Raw genomic sequence first — 13671 nt, forward strand, 5'->3', positions numbered from 1 at the left:
CGACTCCTCTGAGCACTGGGTGTTTCCGGACGGGTTTCTTCAGGCGGGCACGACCTGCACGCGGGTGCCGTTCAGCACCGCGGTGCCCGAGAGCGGGTCGATGCGCAGGTCGTCGGTGAGGAGGTTGACGTTCACGCCGGCGTGCTCCGCCGCGACGGTGAGCCGCGTGCCGGGCTGGTCGTGGCCCCAGCCGTGCGGCATCGAGACGACGCCGGGCGCGATGTCCGCGGTGACCTCGACCAGCACCTCGATCTTGCCGACGCGCGAGGTGACCTGGGCGGTCCCGCCGTCGGTCAGGCCGATGCGGGTGGCGTCGCCGGGGTTGACCAGGAGCGTGCACAACGGCTTGCCCTTCACCAGCGCGGGCACGTTGTGCATCCAGGAGTTGTTGGTGCGCAGGTGCCTGCGGCCGACCAGGACCATGCCGGACTCGGGCGTGCCGAGGGCGGCGAGCACGCGCGGCAGGTCGCCCATGATCGGCTGCGGAGTCAGTTCGACCTTGCCGGACGGCGTGCGCAGGATCTCCGGCAGGCGCGGGGTGAGCGGGCCGAGGTCGATGCCGTGCGGGTGGTCGAGCAACTGCCGCAGCGTCACCCCGTACGCGCCGGTGCGGAGTTTGAGGTCCAGCAGGCGTTCCTCGCGCGTCTCGCCCTCGGGTTCGAAGTCGGCGCCTGCCTTCTTCCTCAGGTCGTCGAGCTGGAACGCCGCGATGGCGTCGAGGTCGGCCGCCGGGCCCATGCCGGCGAGGATCGTGGTGAGGCGGAAGAAGATGTCCGTCTCGTCGACCCTGCCTTCCTCCAGCGGGATCGCCGCGCGCGAGTACTTCGCGACGTTGCGCACGGAGTTGTTGAGGAACGCGATGTCGTAGTGGTCGCGGCGTGATGGTGGCGGCGTCGGCAGGACGACGTCCGCGTGCCTCGTGGTCTCGTTGAGGTACGGGTCGACGCTGACCATGAAGTCCAACGAGGACAAGGCGTCGTTCACCCGCGCCGAGTTCGGCAGTGACAGCGCGGGGTTGCCGCCGATCGTGAACAGCGCCCGCACCTGGCCCTCGCCGGGCGTCTCGATCTCGTCGACCATCGTGACGGCGGGGTACTCCCCCATCACCTCGGGGTGGCCCTTGACCCGGCTGTGCCAGCGACCGATGCCGAAACCCTTGCCACTGCCGGATCCGCGCTTGCTGTGCGCGGGCAGCGGCCACATCACGCCGCCGGGCCGGTCGAGGTTGCCGGTCAGGACGTTGAGGGTGTCGACCGCCCACGACGCGACCGTGCCGAACTCGACGGTCGTCGTGCCGATCCGGCCGTACACCGCGGCGCGTTCGGCTGACGCCAGTCGCCTTGCCAGCGCACGGATCGTGGCCGCGCCGACGCCCGTGCGCCCCTCGACGGCCTCGGGGCTGAACTTCTCGACGTGCTGCCGGACGACCGTGTGGTCGGTGACGTGCCCGGCGAGTTCGCGCAGGTTCACCAGGTCCTGCGCGAACAGCTCGTGGATGAGCGCCAGCAGCAGGAACACGTCGGTGCCCGGCCTGATCACGACGTGCTGGTCGGCCGCCTGGGCGGTGCGGCTGCGGCGCGGGTCGACGACGACGAAGCTGCCGCCGCGCTTCTGCAGGTCCCTGAACCGGCCCGGCGCGTCCGGGACCGTCCACAGGCTTCCGTTGGACGAGAACGGGTCCGCGCCCAGCACCAGCATGAAGTCGGTGCGGTCGATGTCGGGCACGGGGATCGAGAAGATGCCGCCGAACATGTGGCCGACCTGCACGTGCTTGGGCATCTGGTCGACGGTGCTGGCGGTGAAGACGTTGCGGCTGCCCAGTGCCTTGCGCAGCGGTCCGGCGTAGAGACCGCCGGCGAGCGAGTGGACGACCGGGTTGCCGAGGTACATGGCCACGGCGTCGCGATCGGGGAAGTCCTTCAGGCGTTCGTCGATGTACGCGAAGGCCTCCTCCCAGGTCGCCTCCTGGAACTCGCCGTCGCGCTTGATCAGCGGCGTGCTCAGCCGGTCCGGGTCGGCGTCGAGCGTGCCGAGCGAGGCGCCCTTGGGGCAGATGAAGCCCCTGCTGAACTCGTCCTCGCGGTCGCCGCGCACCTTCGTGATGCGGTCGCCCTCGACCGTCAGCTCCAGCCCGCAGGTCGCTTCGCAGAGCGGGCAGGTCGTGAACACCGTCTTCATGGGTCCCCTTAAGCGGCTTGTTACCAACGGGTACTAGTCACCTGCCCTCGGACGCAACCGCACGGCCGAGGTCGACCCGAACGGCCCAGCGACTGCCTGGGAATCGCCGAGCATACCAGCCGGTATGTCGATTTGCACTGGTCAAAGCCCGGCACCTGCCGACCATGCTTCCGGAACTGACCGGTACCTATCTACGGAGTGAGTCCAGGTGGGTACGCCCTGTGGCGAGGTATGGCCAACATGTGTGCACAGGTGCAGCATGTGGCGGTGAACGCCGCACTCCGCACCGCCGCCACGATCGCCGCGGTCGCTGTCGCGTACTTCGCGACCGCGCAGGTCGGCCTGGTCCTGGCCCTCGTGAAGGGTCAGGTCACTCCGCTGTGGCTGCCGACGGGGATCTCCGTGGCGGCGCTGCTGATGACCGGCCGCCGGATCTGGCCGGGGATCACGCTCGGAGCGTTCGCCGCCAACATCTCCCTGGGCGCGCCGCTGTTCTCGGCGTTGCTGATCACCGCGGGCAACACGGCCGCGCCCCTGCTCGCCTGGTACCTGCTGACCCGCTTCGGCTTCCGCCCCGCGCTCGACCGGTTGAAGGACGCGCTGCTGCTCGTGTTCGCGGGGGCGCTGGGCGCGATGCTGGTCAGCGCGTTCGTCGGCGCGGTGGCGTTGCGGCTCGGTGGCGTGATCGCGTGGCACGAGGTACCGGCCGTGATGTCGGTGTGGTGGACGGGCGACGCGATGGGCGTGCTGGTGTTCACGCCGCTGCTGCTCACCGTGCCGCGCCAGTGGAACGCCGCGCCGCGCAGGCTGGCGGAGGCGGCCGCACTGCTGGTCACGACCGCCGCGCTCGCGTTCTTCGTGACGACAACGGAACTGCGCCTGCTGTTCCTGGTGTTCCCGATGCTGATCTGGGCCGCGCTCCGCTTCCAGCACGCGATCGCCGCCCCGTGCGCGGTGATCATCTCCGTGGCCGCCGTGATGGCCGCGGCCAGCGGTCACTTCGCCACCGGCGACCTGCTGACCACCATGATCGTGCTGCAGGCGTTCAACGGCTCGGTGGCGCTGACCGGGCTGATCCTGAGCGCCATCACCAGCGAGCGCAACGAGGCCAGGCAGGCCATCGAGCGGGCCTGCGAGCAGCTGGCCGAGACCGTCGCGCGCTACCAGGACGTAGGAGCGCGCAAACGGCTCGGCCGCGTCGTGCCGCCCGGCTAGTGTCCTGCGCCGGAAATTCGTCATCAAAGTATGAAGGTTGATGAGGGGAGCTTTCATCAACCTCAGGTTTGGGAAAGCTCCCCTCATCAACGTCGCGGGGCCTCAGCCACGCCGTCATCAACTGCACGCGGGGCGCTTTCGTGCGCTCCACGCGCACGAAAGCGCCCCGCGTGCGGCACAAACGGCAGGGACTTCAGCGGCGGACTTCCGGCGTAGGGCACTAGTGGTGTGACCCGGAAGGTTGGCGAGGTAATCCACGCCCAGCAGGGCACCTCGTGGCCGTCTGACCGCGCATTCCCCCGGCAACCTTCCAGGCCGCACCACTAGAAGGGCTTCGTCTCCGCTGCGATCTCACCGAGAATGTCGCTCAACGGCCGGGCCGACTGCACACCCAGGGTCGCCGCCTGACCAGGAGGCACGGTCTCCGCGATGTCCGTCCCGGCACAGGTCACCCGCGACGCCGGCAGGATCCCCGACACCAGGTACTTGTTGACCAGCGTGTCGACGCAGGTGTTGCGGCGCAACGCGTAGTGGCCGTGCTGGCCGTCGTTGGCCACGCTGATCAGCGGCTGGCTCAGGTGCTCCGCCATGACGCGGCCGTTGGCGAGCGGGGTCTGGGTGTCGCCGTCGGAGTTGACCACCAGGCCGGCCGGGTACTTGCGGGTGATGGCCGGGATCTTCTCCGGGCGCTGGAAGGCGCGGAACGTGCAGTTGGTCGGCGCCATGTAGTCGACGGTGCCGCCGTACGGGTTGGTGTCGCGCCAGCGCTTCATGTCGTTGTAGTAGGTGTTGACGTCGGAGAACCAGTCCCATTCGCACACCACGGCCTGGTAGGTGCCCGGTGACGTGGGCTCGATGTCGCCCTTCTTGAGTGCGGCCACGATCGCGGAGGCCTCTGCCGGGTCCGCGGCGCCCGCCTTGATCGAGGCGATGTGGCGGGAGAACGCGGCCCAGGAGCGGCGGTAGCGGGTGGCGCCCGCCGCGTAGTCGAAGGAGGTCACGTCCGCGTAGCCGCCGTGGGGGCCGGTCTTCAGGCGCGCGGCGATGGCGTCGAGTTCACCGCGCACCGCGGCGGGGGTGGTGCCGAGGCCGTAGGTGCCGTTGCGGGCGGCGGTCCACTCCGTCCACTTGCGGAGGTTGTCGGTGATCGCGTCCACCACGTCGACGTCCTGCTCGTGCCACGTCTTCAGCGGGTCCAGGGCGGAGTCGAGGACGCTGCGGTCGAGGCGCGTGGGAAACATCGAGCCGTAGACGGCGCCGAGCTGCGTGCCGTAGGAGTAGCCGACGTAGGAGATCTTCTTCTCCCCCATGGCCCCGCGGATGACGTCCATGTCGCGGGCGGTGTTCATGGTCGAGATGAACCGGCGCATCTCACCGCCGCCGCGCTGGCAGTTGTCCTCGACCGCGCGGGCGTAGTCCGACCAGTTCGAGAGCTGCGCATCCGTTGGGCGCGAGGGGAACTCGTCGTCCGACGGCGTGGAGACGCAGCGGATCTGCGTCGACCGGCCGACACCGCGCGGGTCCATGCCGATGACGTCGTAGATCTTCAGGACGTCGGTCTGGGCGTTGAACCAGTGCACGGCGCCGAGGCCCGAGCCTCCGGGTCCGCCGGGGTTCGTCATCAGCACGCCTCTGCGGCGCGCCGGATCTGTCGCCTTCTTGCGCGAGAGGGCGATCTCCAGGTTGCCGTTGCCCGGGTTCTTGTAGTCCATCGGCACGATGACGGTGGCGCACTCGACCCCCGCCGAGGGCGAGATCCAGCCCGCCGGGCACTCGGCCCAGGCGACGGTCTGCGTGTAGTACTCGTCCAACGGTCCCGGCGCCGCCTGGGCCGTTCCCACCAGGGACATGAACAGCGGAGCGACCAAAGCCGCCGCGCCCCAACGCTTCCTCACCGCGTACCCCTCACGATCGTCGGCCAGCGGCAGAACGCTTCCGCAGTCGCCGGTCCGGTCGACACCCCCGAAGGTCGGGTGAAATTCACCGCACCGGCACCATTCGAGACGGTGGCACGCGAGGCGCGCGGACACCGCGGATGAGGTAGGAAGGGGTATGGATCCGGTCAAGGCGTTGAAGCAGGTGGCCTTCCACCTCGAACGTGCCGGCGAGCCGACCTACCGCGTCCAGGCGTTCCGCAACGCGGCCGCCGTCCTCGCCGGCCTCGACCCCGCCGACGTCGAGAAACGGGCGAAGCTCGGCACGCTCACCGACCTCAAGGGCGTGGGCAAGTCGACGGCCGGGGTCGTCGCGGACGCGCTCGCGAACCGCGAGCCGTCGTACCTGGCGAAGCTCCGGCACGTCGACATCACCGGCGGCGAGGAGATGCGCGCGCGGCTGAAGGGCGACTGCCACGTCCACTCCGACTGGTCCGACGGCGGCAGCCCGATCAGGGACATGGCCGAGGCGGCACGCGATCTCGGCCACGAGTTCATGGTGCTGACGGACCACTCCCCGCGGCTGACCGTCGCGAATGGACTGTCCCGGGAGCGGCTCGAGAAGCAGCTCGAGGTCGTCGCGGAGCTCAACGCCGAGCTGGCGCCGTTCGTGGTCCTCACCGGGATCGAGGTCGACATCCTCGACGACGGTTCGCTCGACCAGGACGAGAACCTGCTGGCACGCCTCGACGTCGTGGTCGCGAGCGTCCACTCGAAACTGAAGATGCCGCGCGCCGAGATGACCCGCAGGATGGTCAACGCGGTCAAGAACCCGCACGTCGACGTCCTCGGCCACTGCACGGGCCGGCTGGTCGTGGGCAAGGGCCGCCCGGAGTCCCAGTTCGACGCCGTCCAGGTCTTCGAGGCCTGCGCCGAGCACGGCACCGCCGTCGAGATCAACTCACGGCCGGAACGCCTCGACCCCCCGCGCCGGCTGCTCAGCCTGGCCGTCGACGCCGGGTGCACGTTCTCCATCGACAGCGACGCGCACGCGCCCGGCCAGCTCGACTGGCTGAACTACGGCTGCGCGCGGGCGGAGGAGTGCGGTGTCGAACCGGACCAGGTGATCAACACGAGGAGCGCAGCCCGGCTGCTGTCCGGGTGAGGTGCTCGTACCAGGACACGAGCGGCCCGGTGTCGGCCAGCGCGCGGACCAGGGCGACCCGGCACAGGTCGCGGACGGGCTCGGGGTCCCACGCGGCCAGCAGGTCGGGAAGCGACCCGAGTGACCCGAGCGCGTACCGCTCCAGCCCGGCGCAGATCGGCACGACCGTCCCGTCCGCCCGCACCACGAGCGGATCGACCCGCATGAACGCTGTGGGATCGGCCCGCAGCAAGGCGGTGGACGTGACGTCGAACTGCACCTCGACGGCGTCATCCTCCGCGACCCGGTTCAGCTCCACGGCCGCGTAGACGAGATCGACCCGGTCGACGCCGTGCGGCCGCACCCGCACCTTGCGGGCGCCTTCGGCCACGGCTTCGGCGGCCAGGCCCCGCAGCATCGTCACGTTGTCCGGCACCAAGTCGATCAGCACCGTCACCCGGTGCCCGGCTGCGGCGTGTTCCCCCACCTCGTCCAGCGCGACCACGAGCTCGGCCCCTGGCACGGCCGCGAGCCAGCGAGGGTCGCAGACCTCGACTCCCATGTTCTGATGGAGCGGGCAGCGGGCGTGGAAATACCGATCCGCCCCGGCAGTCACCCCCTGGAGGGGTTTTCCCACCGTTCACCCAACCGCCGCCGAACGATCATTGGTGACCGAACCACCGCGCCCCTACTCTTCGCGACGGCCCATGTCCGCCCACCACCACAAGGACAGGCATGTCACGACGCAGGGCTCCTTTGGCCGTGCTCTCCACCGTCATCGTCACGGCGGCCACACTCACCGCCTCCACCGCAGCTCTCGCTGCCACCACCACCTTCACGCCCACCGCCGACACCTACGTCGACAACGGGTCCACCGGCACGAACTACGGCACGTCCGGCCAGCTCGGCATCGACAACTCGTCGATCAAGCGGTCGTTCCTCAAGTTCACCGTCTCCGGGATCACCGGCAGCGTCAGCAACGCCAAGCTGCGCATCCACACCGACGACGTCTCCGGCGCGCAGAGCCCGAACGGCGGCACGTTCAGGGTGATGTCCAACGTCAGCTGGACCGAGACCGCGGTGACCTGGAACAACCAGCCCGCGATCGACGGCGCCACGCTCGGTTCGCTCGGCTCGGTCGTGCGCAACGCCTGGTACGAGGTCGACGTCACCGGCTACGTCACGGGCAACGGCACCTACAGCATCGGCATCACGTCGAGCAGCACGGACGGCGCCGACTACGACTCCCGCGAGTCCGGTTCCACCGCACCGCAGCTCGTCGTCACCGACGGCACGATCCCGCCTCCCGGCGACCCGGTCTGGGTCGGCGCGGGCGACATCGCCGACTCCGGTTCCGGTGACACGGCCACGGCCGCGTTGCTGGACAACATCCAGGGCACCGTCTGGACCACGGGCGACAACGTCTACCCGGACGGCACCGCGAGCCAGTTCAACACCTACTACGAGCCCACGTGGGGCCGGCACAAGGCGCGCACCAGGCCAACGCCGGGCAACCACGACTACCACACCAGTGGCGCCACGGGTTACTACAACTACTTCGGCGCACAGGCCGGGCCGTCCGGCCGCGGTCACTACTCCTACGACCTCGGCAACTGGCACATCGTGTCGCTGAACTCCAACATCAGCATGTCGGCGGGCAGCGCGCAGGAGCAGTGGCTGCGGCAGGACCTGGCGGCGAGCACGAAGCCGTGCACCGCGGCGTACTGGCACCACCCGCTGTTCACCAGCGGCGCCAACCACTCGCCCTCGACGGCCACCAGGCCGTTGTTCCAGGCGCTGTACGACGCCAACGCCGACGTGGTGGTCTTCGGTCACAACCACCAGTACGAGCGGTTCGCCCCGCAGAACCCCACGGGCGGGCTGGACAACTCGCGGGGCATCCGGACGTTCGTCGCGGGCATGGGCGGCGCGGGCGCCTACGGCTTCGGCACGATCAAGCCCAACAGCGAGGCCCGCAACACCGGCACGCGCGGCGTGCTGAAGCTGACGCTGCACAGCAACAGCTTCGACTGGCAGTTCGTCCCCGAGGCGGGCAAGACCTACACCGACAGCGGCACGACCAACTGCCACTGACGGACCGCTGGAGGCCGATGATGTACCTGTCCACATTAGACAAGCCGAAGTCAGCGAACTGGAAAGGGCTGAGCGGCAACGTCTTCGCGCTCGGCACGGTCAGCCTCATCACCGACGTCTCGTCGGAGATGGTGGCCGCGGTCCTGCCGCTGTACCTGGTCATCGGCCTCCAGCTCAGTCCCGCCGCGTACGGGCTGATCGACGGCGTCTACACCGGCGCCACCACGCTCCTCAGACTCGCGGGCGGCTACCTCGCCGACCGGACGAACAAGCGCAAGGCCGTCGCCGGCTTCGGTTACGGCGTCTCGGCGGTCGCCAAGCTCGGACTCCTCGCCGCCGGGAACTCCCTGACCGCGCTGGGCTTCGTGATCACCGCCGACCGCGCGGGCAAGGGCCTGCGGACCGCCCCGCGCGACGCGCTGATCACCCTCTCGACGCCCAGCGGCGACCTGGGACGGGCGTTCGGCGTGCACCGGGCGATGGACGGCATCGGCGCGTTCGCCGGGCCGCTGGTCGCGATGGCCGTGCTCGCGGCCTCCGCCCAGTCGTTCGACGCCGTGTTCGTCACCAGCGCCTGCATCGCCGCGTTCGGCGTGCTGGTGCTCGTGCTTTACGTGCGGGACCGGCCGGAACCCCTGGCACGCAGGGAGCCTCTCAAACTCGCGCTGCTCAAGGACCCGGCCGTCCGCCGGATCGTGCTGGCCGCGTCGCTGCTCGGCCTGGTCACCATCGGCGACGGCTTCGTGTACCTGTTGCTGCAGAAGCGCGAAGGGCTGGCGTTCGGCTGGTTCCCGTTGCTCGCCGTGGGCACGAGTCTGGTCTACCTGCTGCTCGCCGCGCCACTGGGCGCACTCGCCGACAGGGTCGGCAGGCTCAGGGTCATGCTGGCCGGATACGGCGCGCTGACCGTCGTCTACCTGCTGCTGCACGGACCGTTGGGCGGCTGGCCGCTCCTCGTGCTGGTGGTGCTGCTCTACGGCGTCTTCTACGCGTGCACGGACGGCGTGCTGATGGCGCTCGCGGGCCCGGTCCTGCCGGAACGCCTGCGCACCACTGGGATCGCGCTGATCCAAAGTGGACAGGCGCTCGCCTACCTCGGCTCGTCCGTGCTGTTCGGTCTCGCCTGGCAGTTCTGGAGTCCCGAAGCCGCCACCCGGATCGCCGCCGTCGCGGTGGTCTGCGCCCTGATCGCCACCGCCGCACTGCTGGGACGCCGCCCGTGACCAAGCGCCTGCTGATCACCCTGACCGCCGCCGTCCTGCTCGGGGGAGTCGCCGCCGGCTACACCGCGCTGTCCGGTGTTACGCCGGACGACGCCGCGCAGTCCGTTCCGGCCGGTGCCGGGCCAAGGCTGATGGTCCTGAGCAACGGCAAGCTCTCCACGGTGTCGCGGACCGACCCGGCCGGGTCGCGGGAGGTCACCGAGCAACGCTGCGACCGCGTCTACTCGGCCGCAGGCACGATCTCCTGCCTGCGGCCGGTCGGAGCGCTGAAGGCGAGCGAACTGGCCGTGCTCGACCGCGATCTGAAGGAGCTCAGGACGGTCCCGCTGACCGGGTTCCCGAACCGCACGCGGGTGTCGGCCAGCGGCCGGATGGTGGCGTGGACGCTGTTCGTCGACGGGCATTCCTACGCCGCCAACGGGTTCTCCACCAGCACCGGCATCCTCGACACGAAGACCGGCGCGCTGGTCGCGTCGCTGGAGGAGTTCGCGGTCGAGGGCATGCCGCAGCGGCCGGTCGACACGAACTACTGGGGCGTCACGTTCACCGCCGACGACAACCGCTTCTACGCCACCATGTCCACCGGCGGCCACCGCTACCTGCTCGAAGGCGACTTCGCGGCGCGCAAGATCCGTCCGCTCACGGACTTGGACGACGTCGAGTGCCCGTCGCTCTCCCCGGACGGCACCCGCGTCGCCTACAAGAAGGCGGTCGGCGGCGACCCGCAGAAGGGCTGGCGGGTGTCCGTGCTCGACCTGGCGACGCGCCGGATCACCGAGCTCGCCGAGACCCGCAGCGTCGACGACCAACCGGCCTGGGTCGACGACAGGACCGTCGCGTACGGCATCCAGCGCGACGACGGGCTCAACGACGTGTGGTCCGTGCCCGCGGACGGCACCGGGACGCCCGCGATCCTGGTCCCGGAGGCGAGCTCTCCCGCGCCGATCACGTAGATCGGCAGGATTGGGCAAGAGTGCGACAGCATCGATCTCCTGTCCACCCTGTTCAAGCTGATCTGATGAGTCCATCGCCAGAACAGCGGAACGAACAGAAGGTAGGAACAGATGAGCGTCGAGCACGGTTTCCACGCCACCCTCACCGCCCGGCCCGGCAAGCGCGACGAAGTGGTCGAGTTCCTGCTCAACGCACCGTCGCTGACCAACGACGACTGCGTGGTCTTCCTGGTCAGCCGCTCGGCCGGCAACCCGGACGTCGTCCACGTGACCGAGGGCTGGACGACGGCCGAGGCGCACAGCGCGTTCTTCGCCACCGAGGAGGCGCAGGCTCTCGTCGCGAACCTCCAGACCCTGCTCGACGGCGAGTCCACGTATTCCGACGAGCTGCCCGTCGGCGGAAAGGCGGCGTTCTGATGTCCCGCCCGGCCATCGACCCCGAGCTGCGCACACTCCTCGCCGGCATGCCGCTGGGGATCGAGCTCACCTACGAGCTGCTCCAGCAGATCCGCCAGATGCCGTCGCCACCGTTCAAGACCGACGCCGAACGGCACGACGTCACGGTCGGCGAGATCACGCTGACCGTCTTCCGCCCCAAGGGACTCACCGAGCCCGCGCCGTGCGTCTACTGGATCCACGGTGGCGGCATGATGATGGGCGACCGCTTCTCCCAGATCGACATCCCCCTGCAGTGGCTGGAAGAACTCGGCGTCGTCGTGGTCACGGTGGAACACCGGCTCGCTCCGGAGGCGAACGGGACGACACTCGTCGAGGACTGCTACCGCGGCCTCTTGTGGACGGCCGAGAACGCGGAAGCCCTCGGCATCGGGAAGATCGTCGTGGCGGGCATCAGCGCCGGCGGCGGTCTGGCCGCCGGGATCACGCTGATGGCCCGCGACCGGGGCGGCCCGGAGATCGCGGCCCAGGTGCTGATCTGCCCGATGCTCGACCACCGCAACAACACCACGTCCAGCACGCAGTACTCGGGCGAACCCGGGGTGTGGACGCGGGAGATGAACGAGTTCGGCTGGCGCTCGGTGCTCGGCGACCTCACGGACGTTCCCGGTTACGTGTCACCGGCTTTGGCCGAGGACCTGTCCGGGTTGCCCGCCACGTACGTCGACACCGGGACGGCGGAGGTGTTCCGCGACGAGGACGTCGCCTACGCGTCCCGCATCTGGGCGGCGGGCGGTGACGCCGAACTGCACACGTGGGCAGGCGGGTTCCACGGCTTCGACGCGATCTTCCCCGACGCCGGGCTTTCCGTCCGGGCGAGGCGCACGCGCACCGATTGGCTTGAGCGCCGTTTGTCCTAGATGGGGAGAGGCCTCATCCGGTCCGGCATGTGCGCGCGAAGCGTGTCGTGCAACGCCGACACCTCGTCGGCGTCCAGCAGAACGGACCCCGTCTCGCACGCCAGCACCGCCTCACCGGTGCGCTGGTCGGGCACGTACCGCAGTGCCACGTCCGGCACGGTGCACGACTGCGCCTGACGAATCGCGGTCAGCAACTCCGACACCCGCTCGTACCCCAGCCGCGCGCTCCAGAGCGACGCGGCCGGGGGACGGACGAACAACCGGAGGCCTCCGGTGGAGCGGCGAACCTCGACGCACGACAGCACCGTCACAACCTCCTACCAAGCCTCAGCAGCGAGACTAGTCAGAGATGTCCGGTTTCAGCGTCGGGTGTCACCCGTTCGGTTCATTGGTAGCAGGGCTTCTCGAACTTGAAGTCCTTCGCCGTCGAGCCGGTGAAGAAGTCCTCCACCAGCGTCACTCCGGTCGGAGCGGCGTCGTCGGGCCGGTAGAGCGTCGACTGACGGAACAGTCCGTCCTGGGCCGAGGCGGAGAAGTTGCCCGCCCCCGAAGGAAGCATGCCCTCGTAGTCCACCGAGTTGAGCTGGCGCACAGCGGCGAGCACGCCGGCACGCGTCAGGTCCTTGTTCGACGCCGCCTTCTCGAGCGCCGCCTTGAGCGGGTACGCCCACACCCAACCGGCGGTGTAGCCGTCGTTCGGCGTCACGCCGGGCAGTGCCGCGCGCATCGCGGTGTGACCGACGGACTCGGTGCCCCACGACTTCCACGGTGCCGACTGCATGTACAACGCCTTGATCGCGGGAGCGGCCGGCGACTTCAGCAGACCGGGGTTCCACGTCGGCGAGGTGCCGATGAACTTGCCCTTGAAGCCACGGGCCGCGGCCTGGCCGATGATCACGGCGGCGTCGGTCGGCCCGGTCGTCAGGATCACCAGGTCGGGCTTCTTCGACACCACGGCGTCGATCGCACCGCCCTGGTTGTCCTGGCCGGCCGTGGTGGTCACGTTCTCGAACGTCAGCCCGCGCTTCTCGGCCGCGATCTTCGTGCCGGCCGCCGCGTCGTCGCCGTAGTCACCGGCGTTGTGCACGGCCATGACGGACTTCACGCCCATCTTCTCGGTGGCGTAGTCGACGGCGTTCATCGACTCGACGCAGTAGTTCGCGCCGGACTCCAGCACGACCTCCTGGTGGCCCCACAACGAGGTCCAGGACGCCGGCACGGAGACCATCGGGGTCTTCTCGAGGTCCGGCAGGATCGCCACGGTGGTGGGCGAGCCGAGCGTCTGCGTCAGCGCCAGGACGCTGCCCTTGATCTCCTGGTAGACCTGGTTGTGGATCTGCGGGTTGTACTTGTTGTCCTTGACGTACTTGGTGACGTCGACCTCGTAGCCGCCGATGCCGCCCTTGTCGTTGACGCGCTTCCAGAACGCCTTCTGCGAGTCCGTGATCGGCACGGCCAGGGTCTTGAACGGGCCCTCGGTGAGGTCGGAGATGGTGCCGAGGTAGATGCAGCCCTTGGACTTGTCGACGGCGTTCGGGCACGCCTCCTTGGTCACCCCGGCGTCGACCTTGATGCCGCCGGCGCCCTCCTGCGGCGCGGCGTCACCACCACCACGACATGAGGCGAGAAGTAACGCTCCAGCGAATATGACTGCGAGTCTCTTACCGGACATGG

At 69.4% G+C, this 13671-nt stretch carries 12 protein-coding genes; 7 read left to right on the forward strand and 5 right to left on the reverse strand.

The genetic code is table 11. From position 1 onward, the window contains the following. Positions 1-39: 39 nt before the first annotated feature. Entirely contained in the window at positions 40-2178 is a 2139-nt protein-coding gene (locus tag LX88_RS36860; RefSeq protein ID WP_258952386.1) for a molybdopterin oxidoreductase family protein, read from the reverse strand. Between the two features lie 267 nt (positions 2179-2445). Between LX88_RS36860 and LX88_RS36865 the strand changes: the two genes are divergently transcribed. Next, a complete protein-coding gene (locus tag LX88_RS36865) occupies positions 2446-3393 on the forward strand; it encodes an MASE1 domain-containing protein (protein ID WP_258952387.1) in 948 nt (315 codons plus the stop codon). Positions 3394-3716: 323 nt separating this feature from the next. On the opposite strand, the gene LX88_RS36870 is transcribed toward LX88_RS36865, so the two are convergent. Next, on the reverse strand, positions 3717-5288 hold the full coding sequence (locus tag LX88_RS36870; protein ID WP_258952388.1) for an alpha/beta fold hydrolase: 1572 nt from the start codon (positions 5286-5288) through the stop codon (positions 3717-3719). Between the two features lie 157 nt (positions 5289-5445). On the opposite strand from LX88_RS36870, the gene LX88_RS36875 reads away from it, so the two are divergent. Next, positions 5446-6432 (forward strand): PHP domain-containing protein, encoded by a 987-nt coding sequence (locus tag LX88_RS36875; protein WP_258952389.1) that lies wholly within the window; start codon positions 5446-5448, stop codon positions 6430-6432. Here the strand turns inward: LX88_RS36875 and LX88_RS36880 are convergent. Continuing rightward, positions 6395-6973 carry a hypothetical protein gene (locus LX88_RS36880; RefSeq protein ID WP_258952390.1) on the reverse strand — a complete coding sequence of 193 codons (579 nt, stop codon included), beginning with the start codon at positions 6971-6973 and terminating at the stop codon, positions 6395-6397. The two genes, LX88_RS36875 and LX88_RS36880, sit on opposite strands and share 38 nt — an antisense overlap. Before the next feature lie 173 nt (positions 6974-7146). Here LX88_RS36880 and LX88_RS36885 point away from each other — a divergent pair, with 173 nt between their 5' ends. From LX88_RS36885 to LX88_RS36905, 5 genes are all read left to right on the forward strand, one after another. Beyond that, entirely contained in the window at positions 7147-8505 is a 1359-nt protein-coding gene (locus tag LX88_RS36885; protein ID WP_258952391.1) for a CBM96 family carbohydrate-binding protein, read from the forward strand. 20 nt (positions 8506-8525) lie between these two features. Beyond that, positions 8526-9728: an MFS transporter gene (locus LX88_RS36890; RefSeq protein ID WP_258952461.1), complete on the forward strand. Its 1203-nt coding sequence runs from the start codon at positions 8526-8528 to the stop codon at positions 9726-9728. After that, positions 9725-10681 (forward strand): hypothetical protein, encoded by a 957-nt coding sequence (locus LX88_RS36895; RefSeq protein ID WP_258952392.1) that lies wholly within the window; start codon positions 9725-9727, stop codon positions 10679-10681. Before LX88_RS36890 ends, LX88_RS36895 begins: the two co-directional genes overlap by 4 nt. 111 nt (positions 10682-10792) lie before the next feature. After that, the gene (locus LX88_RS36900; protein WP_258952393.1) at positions 10793-11098 is read left to right on the forward strand and encodes a putative quinol monooxygenase; all 306 of its coding nucleotides are present in this window, start codon (positions 10793-10795) and stop codon (positions 11096-11098) included. Beyond that, positions 11098-11997, forward strand: coding sequence for an alpha/beta hydrolase (locus tag LX88_RS36905; protein ID WP_258952394.1), 900 nt, complete (start codon positions 11098-11100; stop codon positions 11995-11997). Before LX88_RS36900 ends, LX88_RS36905 begins: the two co-directional genes overlap by 1 nt. Here LX88_RS36905 and LX88_RS36910 read toward each other — a convergent pair. Then, a complete protein-coding gene (locus LX88_RS36910) occupies positions 11994-12308 on the reverse strand; it encodes a hypothetical protein (protein WP_258952395.1) in 315 nt (104 codons plus the stop codon). The genes LX88_RS36905 and LX88_RS36910 overlap by 4 nt on opposite strands. Positions 12309-12382: 74 nt before the next feature. Further along, positions 12383-13669: an ABC transporter substrate-binding protein gene (locus LX88_RS36915; protein WP_258952396.1), complete on the reverse strand. Its 1287-nt coding sequence runs from the start codon at positions 13667-13669 to the stop codon at positions 12383-12385. Positions 13670-13671: the final 2 nt, after the last annotated feature.

The organism is Lentzea californiensis (genome assembly GCF_024648825.1).
In the GTDB taxonomy this organism is placed as follows: Bacteria; Actinomycetota; Actinomycetes; order Mycobacteriales; family Pseudonocardiaceae; genus Lentzea; species Lentzea californiensis.